This window comes from Tigheibacillus halophilus (assembly GCF_042683165.1).
GTDB classification, from domain to species: Bacteria; Bacillota; Bacilli; order Bacillales; family Amphibacillaceae; genus Tigheibacillus; species Tigheibacillus halophilus.
The window spans coordinates 383,136-402,278 of sequence record NZ_JBHUIZ010000015.1 but is presented as its reverse complement, the minus strand read 5'-3'; the positions used below and the strand labels follow the sequence as shown (position 1 = coordinate 402,278).

The window sequence follows — 19,143 nt, the reverse complement described above, 5'->3', positions numbered from 1 at the left end:
AGATCTAAGGTGCCCTCTGAAGCTATTCATTCTGATCATTAGTCAAATAGAGTGGAACAGGAGAGTTTATAATTGTTTGGGTACATATTGACCGTAACTGGAATCTCCCTTAATTTCGTCATCTTCATACACTACATGTCCGCGTACCATGGTTCCCATAACCTTGCCTTTGAACTGATACCCCTCATAAATTCCCTGCGAACTTTTCGTTTTTGAAAACGAATTTTCACCTTTATAAACCCACTCTTTATTCAAATCGACGAATACCAAATCGGCATCAGAGCCAACCGATATTGTTCCTTTTTTTGGATATAATTCAAATGTTTTTGCTGCATTTGTTGAAACTAATTTAGCTAAAGTGACTAAATCAAGTCCCCTGTTATTTACTCCTTCACTAAGCATAGTGGGAAGCAATACATCAATTCCAGAGAAACCTGCGGGTGCCTTCCAGATGTTATTCCCAAATTCTAATTTTTCTTCGTCTGTGTAGGGGCCATGGTCTGAACCAATACAATCAATATTCCCCTTTAATAATTGATCCCAAAGTGCCTCTTTGTTTTCATATGACCTGATTGGCGGATTACATTTAGCAAACACGCCTTTTTCCTTCAGAACTGATTTATCAAATAATAGGTAGTGGGGGCAAGTTTCATTCGAGACCTGTATTCCTCTCCTTTTTGCTTGACGAACCATCTCTCCACCCTCGGCTACTGTCATATGAACAATGTATAATCGGCAGCCCGTTTTTTCCGCGAATAAGATTGCCCTTTCCATCGCTTCCAATTCCGCAAGAGCTGGTCTGCCATCGGGGTATGATTCAGGATCCATATTTCCTTCTTGCTCCATCTCCTTACTTGTCGTTTCTACAATATCTGCGTTTTCAGCATGCACTCCAATAAGTCCATTGAATTCAGCTGCATTCTTCATACCTTTTAGCAAAACATCGTCTGATGCGTGTGGATAATTCTTATTTGCATAGGAGATAAAGGCTTTATATCCAACACATCCTAATCCATGCATCTCTTGAAGATTGTCTACAGACTTAGGTATCAATCCTCCCCACAAAGCAAAATCTATAAGAGAATTTCTGTCTGCAATTTCCTTTTTAATATGAAATGACTCTTTGTCTATAACTGGAGGTACACTTAAGGGCATCTCGATTAAAGTTGTTACGCCGCCAGAGGCTGCAGTTTTAGAACCATGATTGAAATCTTCCCGATACTTTTGAGGACCAGGTTCCCATAAATGCACATGAGGATCGATTACCCCTGGTAAAATTATCTTCCCAGACGCATCTATTTGATTTTTGCTTTTAACCGAATTATTTTTATTCAAGATCCCTGCAATCTTGCCGTCCTGTATAGCAATAGTGCCCTCCATTACCTGATTTTCCAAAACGATCGTACCATTGATTATTGCGGTATCATATACTGTGTCCATATATACTGCCCCTTTCTCTTATCCACTAAATTTCAATTGAGACAGTTGCGTAAATAACCATCTCTCCATTTACTAAACCGATTTAGTAAAATACAAATGTTACCCCTGTTACACAACTTAAATCACATTATCACCCCTAATAACGCTTTCATTTTTATATAAGAAATCCCCTGTTAAACCAGCCTTTTGGTCTAACAGGATGATCTTCTCATCAACTCAGGCTGAAATCTATTAATATATTCTTTTGAATCCTTCCCCACTCCGTTAATCTTATCTAACAAAAGTTCTGCAGCCATTTTTCCCATTTCAAATGTTGGTTGTTTAATGGTCGTTAATGGCGGGTTAAATAAATCAGCAAATGAAACATCATCAACTCCAATTATGGCAATGTCGCCTGGAATGGAAAGGTTATTGCTTTTTGCAAATTTTAGAATCTCGATTAAAGACAAGTCATTACCAGCTAGAATTGCTTCCGGACGTTTGGGTAAATGAAACATCTTTTCTAATTCCGGTTGAATGCACGCTCGTTTTACACTTTTTATATAGCCGGGAACAAGGGGTAAGTCATATTTCGCAATTGCTTTTTTATAACCACTTATCCGCTCCAGTCTTGGCGTCACATTCTTTATGACTGATGTTGTAATAATGCCTGCTGATTGATAACCCCTATTCACAAATTCTTCAATGGCCATTGCAGACGCCATCTCATTATCAAGCAGAACCGAATCAATTCCAATTTCGGGAATAAATCTATCCATAAAAACAATTGGGAAATTATAATCTTGCAATCTTTTATATAACTCAATATTTCCACCTGTAGGAAAGATAATTATCCCGTCAACCTGTTTGCCATAAAGCATTGTAATATACTTTTCTTCCTTCATTGGATCATCATCGGCATTACAAACAATGATATGGAAATCTACTTGTTGGCAGACATCTTCGATTGCTCGTATAATTTGCGTGGTAAACTCATGTAAAATATTTGCGACTATTACACCAACCGTCTTAGTTGATTTCACCTTCAAGCTTCTAGCCATCATATTGGGGTGATACTTCAGCTCTTCAATTGCCTTCTCAATTTTATCTTTTGTTTCAAGAGCCATATAATCATATCGCTTGTTTAAAAATTGTGAAACAGTACTTTTAGATACACCAGCATGTTTCGCCACATCTGAAATAGTAACTCTTTTCAACTGGTTCTTCTCCCTAAACCGGTTTAGTAAACCGTTTTAATGTGATTATAAATTACTATGAGCATATTTTCAAGTATTTTTTCAAAATTTAGTGAGAGTTTCCATTTGAAGTTCAAATGGGAAAAGACAGTAAAAGAGTCTTTATTTCCTTCACTCTTATACTGTCTTCTCTTGCTATGATGTTTTAATTTCTATTGTACGCCTCTCCCCAAATTCACAGGAATCGTCTTTTGTTTATTGTCTTAATTATTGTTTGATAAACACATTCTATCCAATCATTGCATTAAAGGGACAGTCTTCTTACAAGCAATCCACTCACCAAACAAACAAATGCGCAATGGTCACCAATACCGCTCCGACCAAGTATGAAATCAACATCAAAGGCCATGTCCATTTGAGCCACTTGATCCAAGGGATTTTGGCAATTGCCAAAGAGGCCATCAATACACCTGATGTCGGTGTGATGGCATTCGAAATACCATCTCCCAATTGAAAAGCAAATACAGCGGTTTGTCTGCTGACACCTGTCAAATCAGATAATGGTGTCATAATCGGCATGGTTAAAGCAGCCTGTCCACTACCTGATGGTACAAGATAATTCAAAAAACTTTGCATGATATACATCCCCATGGCAGAGAATGAGGTTGGCAGTTGTCCGATTAAATTGGAAACAGAAAACAAAATCGTATCGATCGTATGACTATCCTTTAGTACAACCAGGATTCCATATGCCATCCCGACAACTAAACCGCCAACAACCAGCTCACCACAGCCTTTAACAAATGCCTCTGCAATTTCATTAATGCGGAATTTTGCCACAAGTCCGGCAAGAATCCCCATGATCAGAAATAATGCAGCTATTTCCGTAATATACCAGTCAAAGACAGTCACACCGATCGCTAATCCGATGATTGTCAAAATCAGCAGCCCAATAATGATTAGCTGCCTTATGTCAATCGTTGATGACTGTTGCGCAGTCATTTCCAGGTCTCTTTGCTGGTCAGCATGGTACATCATACTTTTTTCCGGATTCTTTTTTACCTTATTAGCATATATCATGACATAAGCAATACTAAAACCTACAAAGATGAGCCATACAATGAACCTGAACCCCATTCCGGAGAAAAGTGGTAATTCCGCAATTCCCTGGGCCACTCCTACGGTGAAAGGATTCAAAAATGCTGCAGTAAAGCCCGCACAAGAACCGATAATGACCATCCCTGCGCCAACTAGGGAATCGAAACCCATTTTCATTGCTAGCGGCACCAAGATCAAAATAAATGGGATTGTTTCCTCGGACATGCCGAATGTGCCGCCGCCCAGTGCAAATAAAACCATCACCACAGGAATCAGAAAAATTTCCTTGCCAGCCATTTTAGCAGAAACACTGGCAAGCCCAGCTTCAATCGCCTTGGTAGCATTCAAAATGCCAAAGGCGCCACCTACAATAAAAATAAAAAATATGATGCTAGCCCCTTCGACCATTCCTTTATGTACTGATTTGAAGATTCCAAAAATACCAGTTGGATGTGATGCCACCTCATGGTAGGTTCCATCGACTACCACTGTTTCTCCTGCTCCATTTACTTCTCGTTCATACTCTCCTGCCGGAATCACATAAGTCAGTACAGCTGTAAGCACAATTAATATAAATAACAACGCGAAAACATGAGGGAATTGAAATTTTTTTCTCGGTTTTTCCGGTTTGTTTTCCATCTCAACCGCCACTTGACTCATAGGCAATCTCTCCTTCTGTAACTTTTTATGATTCAAAATATGTTACAAGCGCGGGCAAGCTCACCGCAGAAGCTTCCGCTTCATGCGATGAGGTGCATCACCTGTTTTGATAAACGTCGACTTACTGATTTTCAAACTCCTTTTTGATAGCCGACAGCAAATCTTTCTTCGTTATTACATCGTAACCTGTTTGAGCCAGTGCAAGCACAGCATCTGCCATAGCCGTCTCGCCATCTTTTGTGATTGTCTTATCAGCGAATGCTTTCGTATGAAATACGAGCCCAGGCTCATTTAATCCTACATAGGGATGGATCGCTGGCACAACCTGGCTGACATTACCCATATCTGCAGAACCTGTTGCTTTGACAGCAGGGGAAACAGGATGTTTGCTATATGTTTTTAAATTTTGGGTAAATGCATCAGATAATGCATGGTTTGTGATCATGTTGTCGTAACTCAATTCGTAATTAGATATATCAACTGTCGCTCCCGTCATGGAAGCAGCACCATGTGCAATATTTTTCACCTTTGCAACCACATCGTCCAACACTTCTCGCTTATCAGCACGCACATAAAATTGGGCGACAGCTTTTTCCGGGACAATATTCGCTGCTTCTCCGCCATTCGTAATAATCCCGTGCATTCTGACATCCGATGGAACGTGTTCACGCAGGGCGTTAATGCCATTAAATAGTTGAATCACACCATCCAGTGCATTGATGCCTTCTTCAGGGGAGGCAGCAGCGTGAGAGGCTTTACCGGTATAAGAGAATTGAATCGCATCCATCGCAAGCATAGGGCCGCTTTCTGAGGAAACATCTGCCGGATGCACCATCATAGCTACGTCAATATCATCAAAAACTCCCTGCTCACTCATCGGTACTTTGGCACCGTTTGTTTCTTCTGCTGGTGTGCCAAGCACGACGACCTTCCCGCCTATTTCTTGTACATGCTTTCGAAGAACTACACCGGCTCCGACTGCCATCGTAGCTATCAAATTATGTCCGCACCCATGGCCGATTCCTGGCAGCGCATCATACTCCGCTAAATAAGCAATCGTTGGCCCTGGTTTATCACTGGAATATTCCGCTCTAAAAGCTGTGTCCCGGTCGACTATCCCCGTTTCCACTTTGAAATCCTGAGCACGGAGATAGTCGACTAACAGCTTCATAGACTCATATTCTTCATCGCCAAGCTCCGGGTTCTCATATAGTTGGTTACTGATTCCTACTAAATCATTCTTAATCTGATCGAAATCTTTTTGAAGTGACACCATTACTCCTCCAATATTCTTAATAGTTATATTTACGAAGTATATCATAATTTGTCAAAATATGTGAAAAAACTTTGCCTTTCAATAGACAGAAAAAGTTGTATGAAAGATGCAATACAATGTATCTTTTCTTCGAGATTTTTCCATACTTTTATTGTTACCTCCCCGTGAAGCATCATAACGGATGGCCGCAGGTTTTAACTATTGTCTGGAGAGGAATCAGTAACCAAGGAAAGAAAAAGAAAGGATGAAAAATATGTTGGAAGTGAAAGGACAAGAAAAGGGAGCTTTGTTGGAGTTTATCACACAAGGAACAGCTACCAAGGAGGATTTACAAAAGTTCAAAGAAGCTTTACAGGCGAAAACACTGCAGGAGGAGCCGCTCAACATCTTATTCATTTTTAAAAACATAGAAGGTGTCACCCCTAAAGCACTAATAGAAGACATGAAAACATTTTCTTATATGAAAAGCATTAAAAAAGGCGCTATCGTGTCAGATAACACCTTTACAAAAATTGATGCCACCATTGCAAATCTTATCCCTGGGGTGGAAGTCGCGCAATATCCCTTGGAAGAAATCGACAAAGCAAGAGAGTGGCTTCAAGTATGAGCTAAATGAACAAGCTCGGCCAAATGGTGTAAGCAGGAAAGTCAGCATTCTTACACCATTTACATATCCTTCACGGTTTGCTGGTCATGGCGTCCCCCCTCATCTCCTGTTCCCCATAAAATAATAAGCCAAAATATGAAGCAGCAGCTGATCATGTTTACTCGCAAACATGTTTACGCTTGTTTTCTCCTTCGTAAGTAACTCGGGTCAAATCAGCGTTAAGTCACAATCATTTTCACCATATGTCAATGCCCATCATAAAATAGACCTAGAACCAGATCCCTGACTCAGAAAGTGGGATATGCAAATATGCAAAAAGAAAATCACCCTTACCAGTTTCAAAATCTGCAGGAAAACGATATGACATTTCAACAGGTCTTTTCACATATATTGCGGTTTATGCGTTGCCGCCCTGCAGGCAACTATTCTCTGATGGTTGGTACTGATTCACAGGTTCATCCGCAACAAACGCTATTCATCACTGGAATTGTCATTCGCAATAAAGGTAAAGGCGTATGGGCATGCATACGAAAAGTAGCCATTCCACGAAAAATGTTGCATTTACATGAGCGAATTTCTTATGAAACGTCTTTATCCGAAGAAATTGTTTCTTTATTTACGGAGGATAAAAAAGCACAGCTCATCAATGTTGTTCTTCCCCATCTTTATCAAGGTGCCTCGTTTACCATGGAAGGACATATCGATATTGGCAGTGGTAAGAAAAGTAAAACACGAAAATTCGTTCAAGAAATGGTGCATCGGATGGAAGCTGCCGGCGTCGAACCGAAAATTAAACCAAATGCTTTTGTTGCCTCAAGTTATGCGAATCGTTATACAAAGTGACTATGCTTAAGCTTAAATTTTTTATTATATGGGTGGCTAACAGCCAACTAAATGGGATAAGAAAACATTTAGTTGGCTGTTTTTCCCTTCTGATCCCGCAGATCTTCTTACCTCCTCAATAGGCCATTTCATGAACATAATCACAAATAAGAAGAGTAGAATTATTATTGGAAATGTTAAAATGTTGTGATACAATTAGAAAAATTTAACTACTGCCACAATTATTTTATTTGATTCCTTACAAAAATGTGGCACCACCCTTCACAGATTAATTGGAAGGAAATAATTGTAAAAACAGGGTTTGTCATTGATAAGGAATGGCGGTACAAAACAGATCATATTCTCTTATGTCGGACAATCGAAAGGGGGCGAATTGATGGATCTTATGGCAAACAGAACGATTATTGATTTGCTTCAAGAAAAGTGCAGAATGTATGGCGATAAACCTTTTCTTTTGTTTGAAGATAACCATAAAAAAGTGGTCAAGTACACATATCATGGATTTTTGAACCGGGTCGATAAACTTAGTCATGTTCTTTATCATTTCGGTGTTAAAAAGGGAGACAAAGTGACATTGCATCTCCCCAATTGCGCTGATTTTATTGTCTCCTGGTTCGCGCTGGCTAAAATAGGAGCAATCATGGTACCAACAAATGTCTTGTCCACTGCTGCAGAAATGGAATATTTCATGGCACATTCGGAATCTATATTACTGATAACAGAGGAGGAATATCTTGATAAGTTTCAAGATATTAAAAGTAATTTGCCAAATCTGCAGCATACATTGATTACACGTTGTACAAATAGCCAACTTCAAAGTATAAGTGTCGACCACCTAATTGAACAAGCGGTAGAAGAGCACGCTCCCTATGTGTCAATAAGAGGGGATGATGTGGTTTCGATTATGTACACTTCCGGAACGACCTCCAAACCGAAGGGGTGCATGATTACCCACACGAATTATATTTATACGGGGGAAGCCGTCTCTAAAACCGTCCGCTTTTCACCAGAGGACAGGGCACTAATTGTATTGCCGCTATTTCATGGGAACGGACAATATTACCTCTTCATGCCTGCATTGACAGTTGGCGGAAGCGTAGCAATCACAGAGCGATTTAGCGCATCGCAATATATGAAGCAAACAAAGAGACTAAAAGCTACGGTGGGCTCTTTGTTCGCAGCACCTATCCGTATGATATTAGCTCAAAATTACGATATAGCAGACAAGGAGAACCTGTTGCGTTTAATCATTTTTGCACAATCAGTAACGCAAAATCAACTCTCAGAATTTGAACAGAGATATGCTGTACCGCTGCTGCAACTATATGGCATGACAGAAACAGTTGCTCCACCTTTGATGAACCCGTTGGATGAGCTGAGAGACAATACCAGCATTGGAAAACCCATTATAAGTGCAGACGTGAAAGTGATAGATGAAGCAGGCAATGAAGTACCGAAGAATCAGCCCGGTCAAATTCTTGTCAAAGGTATTCCAGGGCGTACCATCATGAAAGGCTATTTTAAAAATGAAATGGCCACAAATCAAACTATTCAAAACGGGTGGCTCCATACAGGTGATAATGCATTGGTCGCAGAAAATGATCTCTTCTATTTTGTTGATAGAAAGAAAGATATGATGAAACGTTCCGGAGAAAATGTGGCTGCGATTGAAGTGGAAAATGCGATCATGGAGCACCCTCATGTTTATGAAACCGCGGTGGTCGGTGTTCCAGACGCGATACGTGATGAAGCTATCAAAGCTTTTGTTATTGTAAAACAGGGTTATCTGCTATCCGAAGAAGAGTTAATAGCCCATTGTCGTGCGCGACTGGCAAAATTTAAAATCCCTGATTCTATTACGTTTGTAGATGATTTCCCTAGAACCTCAGTTGGTAAAATCCAGAAACATAAGTTAAAGGAAAACATTCATTTATGATGATTAAAACTGTATCCGGAAAGGGTGTATGCATTGAAAAAAAGTCGCGTCCTTTTAGCAAGTCTGTCAGGCTCTGTCATTGAATGGTATGATTTCTATTTGTACGGAACTGCTACAGGCTTAGTATTTTCCACCTTATTTTTTCCAAGTCACGATCCTTCTATCGGCATACTCCTTTCATTTGCGACATTTGGAGTTGGTTATGCCGCCAGGCCAATTGGCAGTATCATATTCGGTCATTTTGGCGACAAGATTGGGAGAAAAACAGCATTAATGCTGACATTAATCGGGATGGGCGGCAGTTCTTTCTTTATAGGTTTACTGCCTACATATGAAAGCATTGGATTAGCAGCCCCTCTCATATTAGTCGTTTTAAGGCTCGTTCAAGGGATTGCGCTTGGCGGTGAATGGGGCGGTGCAGTATTATTAGCAACAGAATATGCACCAAAAGGACTTCGTGGACTTTACGGCTCCATACCGCAAATGGGCGTTCCGTTTGGCCTCGTTCTAGGATCTTTAAGCCTCACCTTTATCAGTTACTTTACAACGGATGCACAATTTTTAGCGTGGGGATGGCGAATTCCTTTCCTATTCAGTGTTGTGCTTATTGTATTAGCCCTTTGGATTCGCGGCGGCATTGAAGAAACACCTGAATTTAAAGAACAAAAAGAAAGCGGACAGCTTGCTGAATTTCCCATCGTTGATACTCTAAAAAATCATTGGAAGAACGTGGTCCATGCAATTGGTCTAAAACTAGGGGATGGCTTTTTCAATGTGTTCATCATGTCCTTCATATTGACTTTTGCCACAGTATATTTAGGTTACTCAAAAGAAACTGCATTGACTGCACTTACAGTAGGTTGTGCCACCATGATCATTACCATTCCAATAGTTGGCTATCTATCTGATTTCATAGGTAGAAAATCGATTTACATTTTTGGTCTGGTGCTCATGTTCTTATTATCCGTACCTTACTTTATGCTGATCGATAACAGTGCCACTTGGTTGTATCTAATGCAAGCAGTTATGCTTGGTATCATTTGGGCAATCATATTCGCTACACAGGGTACCTTGTTCTCTGAGCTATTTCCGGCAAAAGTTCGTTACACAGGATTATCCTTTTCTTATCAAATCGCGGCGGCTATTGTTGGTTTTGGACCGATGGCTTGGACAGCAATGGCAAAATCTTATGGCCCATCACCATGGGTATTTGGCGGTTTTATGATAGCCTTTGTATTCTTGTCTCTCGTGTTGAGCATTTTCGTGCCTGACACGAGAAAAGTCACCCAATACAACGATATTGCTGATACAATTGATCAATCAGCACGGGCTGAGTGACATGATTCATTGGAGAGCATGGCCGGGCGGATAAATACCTGCCCGGCCTTTTGATTTGCTTTAATAGCAGAAGCTGCTGACTAATCCCCCTCAAAGACGTCTTGATCCATTGAAATATACAGTCGTATTTGGAAATATGAGGACCTCCTGAAAATACATCTAAACTACTGCTCTCCCCCTTCTTTCTCCTCCTCTTCCGCCTCTTCTTTTTCCTGAAAAGCTTTAGAACGCACATACTGCCGCTGCCTGTAGCCATATGTGCTTGTCCTGACTACCTCCGCTTTCTCCAGTCCAGCTCCGATTGCCCCGGCCACAGTAGCAGCTGATGCTGCAAGCCAAGCTAGCTTCAAATAATCAACGGGACCTACATCCTCCTTAATGGTATCCTGGAAGATATCTGGCGGAACAAATACAAAAACCGCTACCAGAAAAAGAAAAAACATACCCATATAAAACAACATGACAGCAAAACTGAGCGTGGAAACCGTAGAAGCATTATACATCCAACGAAGTTTTGCTGAACTAAATGAATTAGATTTCTTCTCCCACAAATTTTGCGCAAAGACAATCCAGATGACCATGCCAGTCGTCGCAAGTATCATAAGTCCGATGAGGCGAAATAAACCATACAAAGCACTCATTCGCCAAAGGGTGGTAAAAACCAACATGAAAGACCCAGTGGCGAATGCAAGTCCTACAACTTTTTTAAACGATGGCATGATAGCCCACGGCCGGTTGGAAATCGTCATTCCAGCTAACACTTTCACCATTCCGTTCCATTTCGGAACAAGAACAAATCTGATGGAAACGCCATCGTACTTTTCAGAGAACTCCAATCTATTGATGGTTGAAAAGCGGAAGGCCTCCATGAGTTTTCCGTAAAACCTTTTATCATTCGTCTTTTCTTTGATGCCAATGCTTTTTTTCACGAACGCTACTTTTTTACCGCTATGGCCATGCCGATAATAAAGCTCTTTCACCATCTGAAGCAATGTTTTCTTCACTTTATTGGGAGTAGGTATCAGTCCGAAAGCCGGCAGGGACACTTGTGCAATATTACCTTCTATGTCTGCATCAGCAATGACTACAGATTTGCGATAAAAGGCAGGAATATCCGTTAGAGAAATCACGTAATTCCAATTATTCTCCTGTTTTAGATGCAGTGCTTCATCCATAATATCCTTTATTTTTTCAGCGGCTCCCGGCAAACGATTGGTCTCTACTTCTACCACCCATTTTATTTCACCGGGAATTTGTTCATTCAAGGCATCTTCCAAATTGCCGCTTAATTTATAGGCGATTGTTGTTGGAAGTTCTGGTGCAGGAACAATACCAACGGTTATTTTCTTCAATCTGTCCTCCACCTTTTTATCATGTCAGATAACCAGCTTTTCCCCAGACTGCCCCTGCCCAAACCAGCCTGTATCATTGCCAATCAATTAGGCCATATCAGGGTTTACACCCAAGATCGCCATGTCCGGCTCCCAAGGTTACAACGGTTTAAGCAACATCCCCTCGTTCATTAGCGTGGAACAAGCAATTGCACAGATAGAAAAACACGAATAAGATAGAAGTGCTTGGCTGACATACGGTCTTTCTCGTATTCTCGGGAACTGGTGCTTGCAAGGCGGACAATTTTTTAATACTGTTGCTGCAATAGAAAAGTTTAGCAAAACACCGGCAAGGGTACAGTTTTCTAACCGTACCTAAAGGAGGAAGCAATATGACTGAAGGTAAAGAGAATCAAGCAAAAGGCGCCTTCGACAAAGTAAAAGGCGAAGTCAAAGACCAATTTGGTAAATTGACAGATGATAAGAAAAAACAAGCTTCTGGCAAAAAAGATAAAGCCAAAGGTGAGCTAAAGCAGAAATACGGTGAAGCTCAGGAGCAAGCAAATGAAGAAGAAAATGAACGATAATAGAGCAGATAAACAAGCTGCCTTTTAAAAAGGCAGCTTGTTTTTGGGTTAAAGTAGTTGACTCAGAGCACAAACAATAAGGTAGAAGTGCCCACTTTCTCTACTCATGAATAGACTTTCTGCCCGGCAATATACACTTGAGCGACAGAACGTAAGTTGTTTAGCGCTTCCAAAGGGTTATCTTTCAATAAAACAAAATCAGCATCATAACCTTCCTGAATCTGGCCAGTTTTTCTTCCTAGAATGATACCAGCATTAGTTGTTGCCGTTTTTAAGATCTCTTTTATCTTTGGAACAAAGGTGTACATCGTGGTTAATTCATCAAGTAATGCGGTATGAGGGGTGCATGGTGAACCAGCATCAGATCCCGCACCAATTATTATGTTGCGGTCGAAAAATTTTTTGAAGGCTTTTTCGTGTCTCTCCACAATTTCCAGTGCCTTTTGTTTTGCATAGGCTGGTATTTCTTCTAGTGATGCGATTGTTTGATATACAAAAAGTGTTGGATTCCATGCCGTCCCTTTTTCTTCCATCATTGCAATAAGTTCCTCGTCTAAATAATGACCATGCTCAATTGTATCAACCCCAGCCTGTATAGAATTGAAGATTCCTTCTCTTCCAATGGCATGTGAGGCAACCTTCAGACCAAATTTATGTGCTTCATTACAAATTACTCTTTGTTCCTCCATGCTTAACTCCGAATTACCAGCAGATTCTCCCTCATGCCTTCCGTACACGCCACCTGTTGCACTCAATTTAATAACTTCTGCTCCTTTAAAAATCTGCTCTCTGACTCCTTTTAATGCTTCATCCGGGCCATCCACAAACCTTGCCCAGAATGGATCATGACCGCCTGTCATAGTTAATGTCTTACCACTGGCAATTATATTTGGACCGTTGATAAGGCCTCTTTTTATACCTTTGGCAACATGAAGGGCAATATCATCTACGGAGCCAACGTCCCGGATCGTTGTAATTCCAGCTTCAATATAGTCTTGGCAGTATGATACTGCACGAAATAACATTTGTTCATATCCCTCTTCTTGTAAAGTAGCCACAGGATCTTTGGAACCGTCCCACATCATATGAACATGCAAATCTATTAATCCCGGTATGAGGTAGTTTCCTTCTCCGTCAATGTGTTCAACATGACTGGGATAATCTTGTTTGTGCAGTACTTTATAAATTTCCCCGTTTTGAACCCAGACCCCATGTTCGGTTTTCACTTCCAAATTGGCACCAAATAGCATTTGAATATTATCCATGATATATTCCATAAAAATTGTCCTCTCCTTTATAATTTTAAAGGTGAGTATTTACACAATACCCACCTTTAGTGATAGCCCTTGACCTAAAAGAGAAAAAACCGTTTCTCTCTCAAAGTAAACTGCCCTTCCGCCCGTTTTGTTAAAAGAAAACGTTATTTCCGTTACTGGTTTCAAACCTTACTTTCCACATATATTTTCATTTCAGTTGATTTTTTACAAAAGATACATTTGCATTGCTTTCTATTGCGCTTTTTTTGTTTGTCAATAAACTAACAACAATTAGAGCCAGTACTGAAAGTGGTAAGGCAAATAAAACGCTATTCCAATCAAATGGTTTATTTAAGACTACTTCCCATAAAACGGTACCTGCTGCTCCAGCAATCATCGAGCTCATAATTCCAGCTTTGGTAGCTTTTTTCCACATAACAGTAGCTAAAATAGCTGGCGTTAGCGCTGCCCCATACATCGTATATGAATACATTTGCAGCTCTAATACCGTTGGAAAATACATTCCCAGAATATAAGCCAATATTCCGACCGCAACCACTGTGATACGGTTATATTTTAACAACTTCGTGTCGCTGATACCTTTACTGCTAAACCTTCTTAATAAATCATAAATAATATTTCCAGAGGCTGATAGCAGGTAGGAGGTTGCTGTAGTAATGATAAATGCTACCGCTGAACACAAAACAATCAATCCTACTGCTAAGGGCAAACCGTTTATTGCCATATTCAAAACTGCAGTGTCTGGTGCAATATCTGGAAATAACACAATAGCGGAAGTGGCAATCGTTATCGTCAAACTGATTACCAAACAACTCCCAATAAAAAATCCAATTGTAGATCTTCTAGCAACAGTTGGGTTTTTCGCAGCACCAAAACGTTGATACATGTTTTGATCACCTAAGACAAGTAAAAATAATGGTAAAAAGAACCCTATTAACTGCGGGATACTCAGGCCGCCATTCCAGGTTTTTGTTTCGCTAGGCAAAGAAATGGACAGTCCAGAGAAGCCATCGACTGAGTGCAGAACAAAAGGCAAGCCCAAGAGAAACCCGGCTACGATTAAGATGGCACTAATTGCATCTGTATAAGCGACTGAAAATAACCCGCCGCTTACTGTTAAAAAGATTACCAAAAGACCTATAATAATCGACCCTGTTCCGATTGGCAAACCAGTTGTAATTTGTAATACGTAGGCTCCCCCAGTGAACTGATATGCAGTTATACCGATAAAGGCAAGTAAAATAATAATGGACGATATTAGTCTAGCAGTTGTCCCAAATCTTTTTTCAATCATTTCCGGAACAGTATATGCTTCCCCAGTTCTTATTTTTCCCGCGAGAAAATACAGTATGATTGTACCAACTATCCCGCCCGATAAGTTAAAAACCGCAGCGAAGGGCCCGTACTGGTAGATAAAACTTGCTCCTCCGACCACTGTCCCGGACCCCACAAAAGTTGCCAGAAGTGTTCCACTCACTACCCATAATGGTAACGATCGGCCTGCAGCCATAAAATCCTCATTATTATGAATCGATTTTTTCCCAAAATATACACCCACTAGTGCCATCACAAATAAATAGATAACAACTCCGACAAGATATACATTCACTATCCATCCCCCCCCTTATTCCAAACATTGTTATATACGAATTAAAATGTTAGTTCATCCAATTCTTTTGCATATTCAGTGACTTGATGTGAGCCATTCTTTCTGAGCACGACTGTATCAGAATGACGGAATCCCCCGACACCGGGAACGTATAACCCCGGCTCGACACAGTAAACCATTCCCTCCTGCAAAATAAGATCGTTATCATATCTTAAGGATGGCTCCTCATGCAGACCAATTCCTATCCCGTGACCGGTTCTGTGAATACTGTATTCTTCTACATCGTGTTTTTTAAATATTTGGCGGGCAACCTCGTTCACTTCTTTTGCCGTGATTCCGACTTTAATGGTATCCAAAGCAGCCAACTGTGCTTCGTGTGCTATTTTGAACAATTCCTTTTGTCTATCCGTTGGCACACTAATGAAAAAAGTTCTCTCACACTCGGCACGGTATCCATTCAGCCCAACCTGACGACTATGAATAGAAATATCATTTTCATCAAATTTCCTCGTATTCGAGAAAACATGCGGCAAGATACTTCTATCTATCCCTGAGGGGGTCATTACAAAGAAATCCAACGTAGCATTCGGATGTTTGCGTGCAACTTCTGCAAAAAGCGCCTGGTTTCCAAATTGGTCCACTTCCATTTCAGTTAACCCTGCCTTTGCATTCTCGAGTGATTCTTTTAATGCCAAGCTTACAAGTCTTCCAGATTCAGTAATTAACTCAATCTCTTCCTCGTCCTTGATATATCTCATCTTTTGAATATCGTTATCCAAGTTAACCAGTTCAAGCCCGGCTTCCCTCATCATATTTCCTAATTGTATTGGCAGCGAAGAAAATTCAACCCCTACCCTTGTGCCTGTTGGATAGGAAGATATCAATGTTTTTAAATGTTCTATGTGGGACCCGCCCTTGCTGCTGCTCATGAAGGTTTCATGATAAACATATAACTTATCGGCCTTTGTCATCGTTTTTGCATGATTTTCTTCCAGAGAGGGAACGATTAAGCTTAGCTTATCCGAATCAACTGTTAACACAATTGGCCGTGAATAAGTAATCGCCTTTAAACCAGAAAAATAAAATTGATTCTCAAAATGCATGATAACAGCTAAATCAATTTTCTTATCGTCCATTATTTCTCTCAACTTGCCTACCCTTTTTGTTGTGTCCATCCTATGCAACTCCTCCAGTAAAGTTTTTATAAAACAGAATACAGACATTTGTTGGCAGCGTTGTCATTTCTGATTAATTATTTTCAAGTAGATTATTGATGATGTTCCTCTGGGGAACAAACTAGATTGCTCTAGTGTCAACAATATAAACTGAATAATCTGTCATCCTGTTACTTCATTTTATGATGTTGCTGAACTTTTTTCATTGGTCTGGAAAGACAAAAATCGTGTAAATTTTTGTCCTGAATATTAGTTGTCTGTGTTTCTACCATGTCTTTTTATATTCCGTTTCATATAATCTTAAAGCTATCTCAAATAGTAAATAGGTTTCTGTGTCTTCAAAATTCACACCAGGATACAATGTCTTGATTTTAGCAATCCTATATTTTATCGTATTTTTATGGACAAATAGCGTCTCTGCACTTTTTTTCAAGCTAAAGTAGTTATTTAAATAAACATGTAGCGTTTTTATTAGTACGGATCCGAATGTCTCATCATGGGTTATTAAAGGGGCTAATAACGCTTGAATAGAATTTTTCAGAACGTTACTCTTTTTTAACGTAAAAAGAAACTTATCAAAGCCCAGCTCATCCCAACTATTAATTAAATTTCTTTTTTGTCTTCCTATTTCAATGCCTATTCTGGCCTGTTCGTATTTCTCTTGAATACTATTTATGCTGTTATTTTTTGATTTTTCGCTAACCCCGCAGTATATATCCCTTTGGTTAAAAATCTTATTCAAAATATTAGTAGGTATCTTGGCATCTATTAAACAGATAACTTGGTTCTCATATATCCACAATAATGAGGCAGGCTCTAACTTAGTTATATTAATATGAAACTCATCAAAAATATTATTTAGTGTCATCAAGTCATCTGATTCAATCAAATACAGATAGTTCGCATCTTTAAGGTATGAGGATAAGTCCTCAAAATTGGCTTTCTCTTGCCGGGGTGTTTTTAGCATTGACTCTATGATTTTCATATCGCGATTTTTTACATATTTTTCTACAGAACGCTTCTTCACTGCTTCAAGCAAGAGAGCAGTCTTTCCATAATTTATAATAGACCAATCCGTTACATTAAATTCTTTTTCCAAACCTATCAATAATATTCCATGAAAATTTTTGCTATCAACAATAGGAAATAATTTAAAAGTATGATTGCCAAACTGATACCGCAATACATCTTCGTTTAAAGTTTCCAGCTGCTCCATTACTTCCCCTGCAATCTGCTGGAGATGAGAAGTTCCCAAATCAGTATTGTACTTAAAACATTCAACAGCGAACGACTTACTGACATATAGCACCGGTAATTTCAACTGCTTTCCCATAGCAGACACTATGAACTGCGCATCCTTATCTAACGCAACTGCTTCTAACATATTTATGTTTACTTGTTCTGCCTTCAGGCGCTCATTATTAGCATCCATCATTAACAACTCATTATAATCCTGCATAATTTCCTGATAGGACACTTCTTCAGGAATCAGGAATATCGGAAAATCATTTTCATTAGAAAAATCAATGATTCTTTGCGGTACATGTTTTACAAAGACAGTGTGAATTCCAATAGCATTGATTTTTTGTTTTTTCAGCCATCTTAAGTGGCTGATAATGTCATTTGATTCAAGTAATGATTTAAATGTAGTTAAAAGAATGCCGTTTTCTTTTATACGCTCACTTTTCAGCGCAAATTCCTGTATATTAATGTAATCGACAGGGTTGTCGATTCCTGCTTCTCCAGATATAAGTTTCACGCCGTAGCGTTCTATCTTTTTCAATAAGTGACGAACTGTAATAATTTTTGACACCTCGGCTTTCATAATCCGCAGATTTATTATTATTTATCATCATAAACATGAAGTACCACAATGCCAACCTATTTAACTATGCTTTTTTATTATTAGCACCAAAAGCTAAGATACAATATACAAAATGGTTTTTCTCATTCTATTTATAGCAGCTATGACCTATCAGTTTTTTCATAGTCCCATTTTACTTTGGTAAATTTTACAATTTCTTTAAAATGATTTAATATGAGTAAGTGAAATATTGTGACAGCATAAAAGGAATGATTTCATGAAGAAGATGACAACACACATTTATTGCAATATAATCCTGCTTATATTTATTTTATTGCTTGCTTCCTGTACGAACGAACCTGAGGAAACAACGAAGACTCCTTCAAACCAGGATTCCAACTCCGTATCAGAACCGACAACAGGATCTGAAAAAACTGCAGCGGATGATTCTCAAGAAAAGACAAATCATAGAAAGCCCAATGCATCAACGAGTAACAGTCACAATGATAGTGATATATCTGATAAAGAGACGAACACCAATATTTCCGAGGAAGAAATTGAAAGGGATAAAAATAAAGCTTCAAAAAGTGAGGATCCCGCTGTCACGCAAAACGATATGCAAGATACAAACATTCAAACGGACACGAATAAGAAAGATCAAGAAAAGGCTATCGCTTTAGTCAAAGACTATTTGCGTGATCAAGACGAATGGACAGAAGATGGAGATCACTTCTTAGAATATGATGGTGAGTTAAAGGGTTACATTATTATTAGGTATTCTACCTTAGTGACGGGACATTCTTCTACGAATGGACGTTATGCGGCAGATATACATAACGGAAAAATCATTGATGTCACTGCCGACCCTGACTTTTTCAACAACTAAAAAAGACCTAGATGGTCTTTTTTATTCGTACTGTATTTTTAATAGCATACTTTGTTTGCTAGTTTAACAGATTTTATGACACTTTTTGCTAAAATCTGAAT

15 protein-coding genes are annotated in these 19,143 nt (G+C 39.4%); 6 read left to right on the top strand and 9 right to left on the bottom strand.

The window, feature by feature from the left end; translation table 11 throughout:
• Positions 1 to 66 precede the first annotated feature (66 nt).
• The 4 genes from allB to ACFSMW_RS17615 form a co-directional block, all read right to left on the bottom strand.
• The gene (gene allB / locus ACFSMW_RS17630; protein ID WP_390357612.1) at positions 67 to 1,440 is read right to left on the bottom strand and encodes an allantoinase AllB; all 1,374 of its coding nucleotides are present in this window, start codon (positions 1,438 to 1,440) and stop codon (positions 67 to 69) included.
• Between the two features lie 191 nt (positions 1,441 to 1,631).
• Complete coding sequence (locus ACFSMW_RS17625) at positions 1,632 to 2,636, bottom strand: LacI family DNA-binding transcriptional regulator (protein ID WP_390357611.1); 1,005 nt, start codon at positions 2,634 to 2,636, stop codon at positions 1,632 to 1,634.
• A 315-nt stretch (positions 2,637 to 2,951) separates the two neighbouring features.
• Positions 2,952 to 4,373 carry a YfcC family protein gene (locus ACFSMW_RS17620; RefSeq protein WP_390357610.1) on the bottom strand — a complete coding sequence of 474 codons (1,422 nt, stop codon included), beginning with the start codon at positions 4,371 to 4,373 and terminating at the stop codon, positions 2,952 to 2,954.
• A 121-nt stretch (positions 4,374 to 4,494) separates the two neighbouring features.
• Entirely contained in the window at positions 4,495 to 5,646 is a 1,152-nt protein-coding gene (locus tag ACFSMW_RS17615) for a M20 family metallopeptidase (RefSeq protein WP_390357609.1), read from the bottom strand.
• A gap of 256 nt (positions 5,647 to 5,902) precedes the next feature.
• Here ACFSMW_RS17615 and ACFSMW_RS17610 point away from each other — a divergent pair, with 256 nt between their 5' ends.
• From ACFSMW_RS17610 to ACFSMW_RS17595, 4 genes are all read left to right on the top strand, one after another.
• Positions 5,903 to 6,256 carry a SpoIIAA family protein gene (locus ACFSMW_RS17610; RefSeq protein ID WP_390357608.1) on the top strand — a complete coding sequence of 118 codons (354 nt, stop codon included), beginning with the start codon at positions 5,903 to 5,905 and terminating at the stop codon, positions 6,254 to 6,256.
• 309 nt (positions 6,257 to 6,565) lie between these two features.
• Positions 6,566 to 7,099, top strand: coding sequence for a ribonuclease H-like YkuK family protein (locus tag ACFSMW_RS17605; protein ID WP_390357607.1), 534 nt, complete (start codon positions 6,566 to 6,568; stop codon positions 7,097 to 7,099).
• A gap of 376 nt (positions 7,100 to 7,475) precedes the next feature.
• Complete coding sequence (locus ACFSMW_RS17600; protein WP_390357606.1) at positions 7,476 to 9,035, top strand: AMP-binding protein; 1,560 nt, start codon at positions 7,476 to 7,478, stop codon at positions 9,033 to 9,035.
• Between the two features lie 33 nt (positions 9,036 to 9,068).
• A complete protein-coding gene (locus ACFSMW_RS17595) occupies positions 9,069 to 10,373 on the top strand; it encodes an MFS transporter (RefSeq protein WP_390357605.1) in 1,305 nt (434 codons plus the stop codon).
• 164 nt (positions 10,374 to 10,537) lie between these two features.
• Here the strand turns inward: ACFSMW_RS17595 and ACFSMW_RS17590 are convergent, their stop codons facing one another.
• The gene (locus ACFSMW_RS17590) at positions 10,538 to 11,725 is read right to left on the bottom strand and encodes a hypothetical protein (protein ID WP_390357604.1); all 1,188 of its coding nucleotides are present in this window, start codon (positions 11,723 to 11,725) and stop codon (positions 10,538 to 10,540) included.
• Positions 11,726 to 12,096: 371 nt separating this feature from the next.
• Here ACFSMW_RS17590 and ACFSMW_RS17585 point away from each other — a divergent pair, with 371 nt between their 5' ends.
• Positions 12,097 to 12,291, top strand: a complete 195-nt coding sequence (locus ACFSMW_RS17585; RefSeq protein WP_390357603.1) for a CsbD family protein — start codon at positions 12,097 to 12,099, stop codon at positions 12,289 to 12,291.
• A 104-nt stretch (positions 12,292 to 12,395) separates the two neighbouring features.
• Here ACFSMW_RS17585 and ACFSMW_RS17580 read toward each other — a convergent pair whose 3' ends face one another.
• The 4 genes from ACFSMW_RS17580 to ACFSMW_RS17565 form a co-directional block, all read right to left on the bottom strand.
• Positions 12,396 to 13,568, bottom strand: coding sequence for a metal-dependent hydrolase family protein (locus tag ACFSMW_RS17580; RefSeq protein WP_390357602.1), 1,173 nt, complete (start codon positions 13,566 to 13,568; stop codon positions 12,396 to 12,398).
• A 187-nt stretch (positions 13,569 to 13,755) separates the two neighbouring features.
• Complete coding sequence (locus tag ACFSMW_RS17575; RefSeq protein WP_390357601.1) at positions 13,756 to 15,177, bottom strand: sodium:solute symporter family protein; 1,422 nt, start codon at positions 15,175 to 15,177, stop codon at positions 13,756 to 13,758.
• Positions 15,178 to 15,218: 41 nt separating this feature from the next.
• On the bottom strand, positions 15,219 to 16,352 hold the full coding sequence (locus ACFSMW_RS17570) for a M24 family metallopeptidase (protein WP_390357600.1): 1,134 nt from the start codon (positions 16,350 to 16,352) through the stop codon (positions 15,219 to 15,221).
• 265 nt (positions 16,353 to 16,617) lie between these two features.
• Positions 16,618 to 18,165: a PucR family transcriptional regulator gene (locus tag ACFSMW_RS17565; protein ID WP_390357599.1), complete on the bottom strand. Its 1,548-nt coding sequence runs from the start codon at positions 18,163 to 18,165 to the stop codon at positions 16,618 to 16,620.
• A gap of 268 nt (positions 18,166 to 18,433) precedes the next feature.
• On the opposite strand from ACFSMW_RS17565, the gene ACFSMW_RS17560 reads away from it, so the two are divergent.
• Positions 18,434 to 19,042, top strand: coding sequence for a hypothetical protein (locus ACFSMW_RS17560; protein ID WP_390357598.1), 609 nt, complete (start codon positions 18,434 to 18,436; stop codon positions 19,040 to 19,042).
• Positions 19,043 to 19,143 lie beyond the last annotated feature (101 nt).

What these genes read in the sequence shown, in the direction of transcription:
- ACFSMW_RS17560 (WP_390357598.1), top strand. Translation starts at nt 18,434, where the DNA reads ATGAAGAAGATGACAACACACATTTATTGCAATATAATCCTGCTTATA.
- ACFSMW_RS17570 (WP_390357600.1), bottom strand. Translation starts at nt 16,352, where the DNA reads ATGGACACAACAAAAAGGGTAGGCAAGTTGAGAGAAATAATGGACGAT.
- allB (WP_390357612.1), bottom strand. Translation starts at nt 1,440, where the DNA reads ATGGACACAGTATATGATACCGCAATAATCAATGGTACGATCGTTTTG.
- ACFSMW_RS17605 (WP_390357607.1), top strand. Translation starts at nt 6,566, where the DNA reads ATGCAAAAAGAAAATCACCCTTACCAGTTTCAAAATCTGCAGGAAAAC.
- ACFSMW_RS17610 (WP_390357608.1), top strand. Translation starts at nt 5,903, where the DNA reads ATGTTGGAAGTGAAAGGACAAGAAAAGGGAGCTTTGTTGGAGTTTATC.
- ACFSMW_RS17600 (WP_390357606.1), top strand. Translation starts at nt 7,476, where the DNA reads ATGGATCTTATGGCAAACAGAACGATTATTGATTTGCTTCAAGAAAAG.
- ACFSMW_RS17585 (WP_390357603.1), top strand. Translation starts at nt 12,097, where the DNA reads ATGACTGAAGGTAAAGAGAATCAAGCAAAAGGCGCCTTCGACAAAGTA.
- ACFSMW_RS17580 (WP_390357602.1), bottom strand. Translation starts at nt 13,568, where the DNA reads ATGGAATATATCATGGATAATATTCAAATGCTATTTGGTGCCAATTTG.
- ACFSMW_RS17620 (WP_390357610.1), bottom strand. Translation starts at nt 4,373, where the DNA reads ATGAGTCAAGTGGCGGTTGAGATGGAAAACAAACCGGAAAAACCGAGA.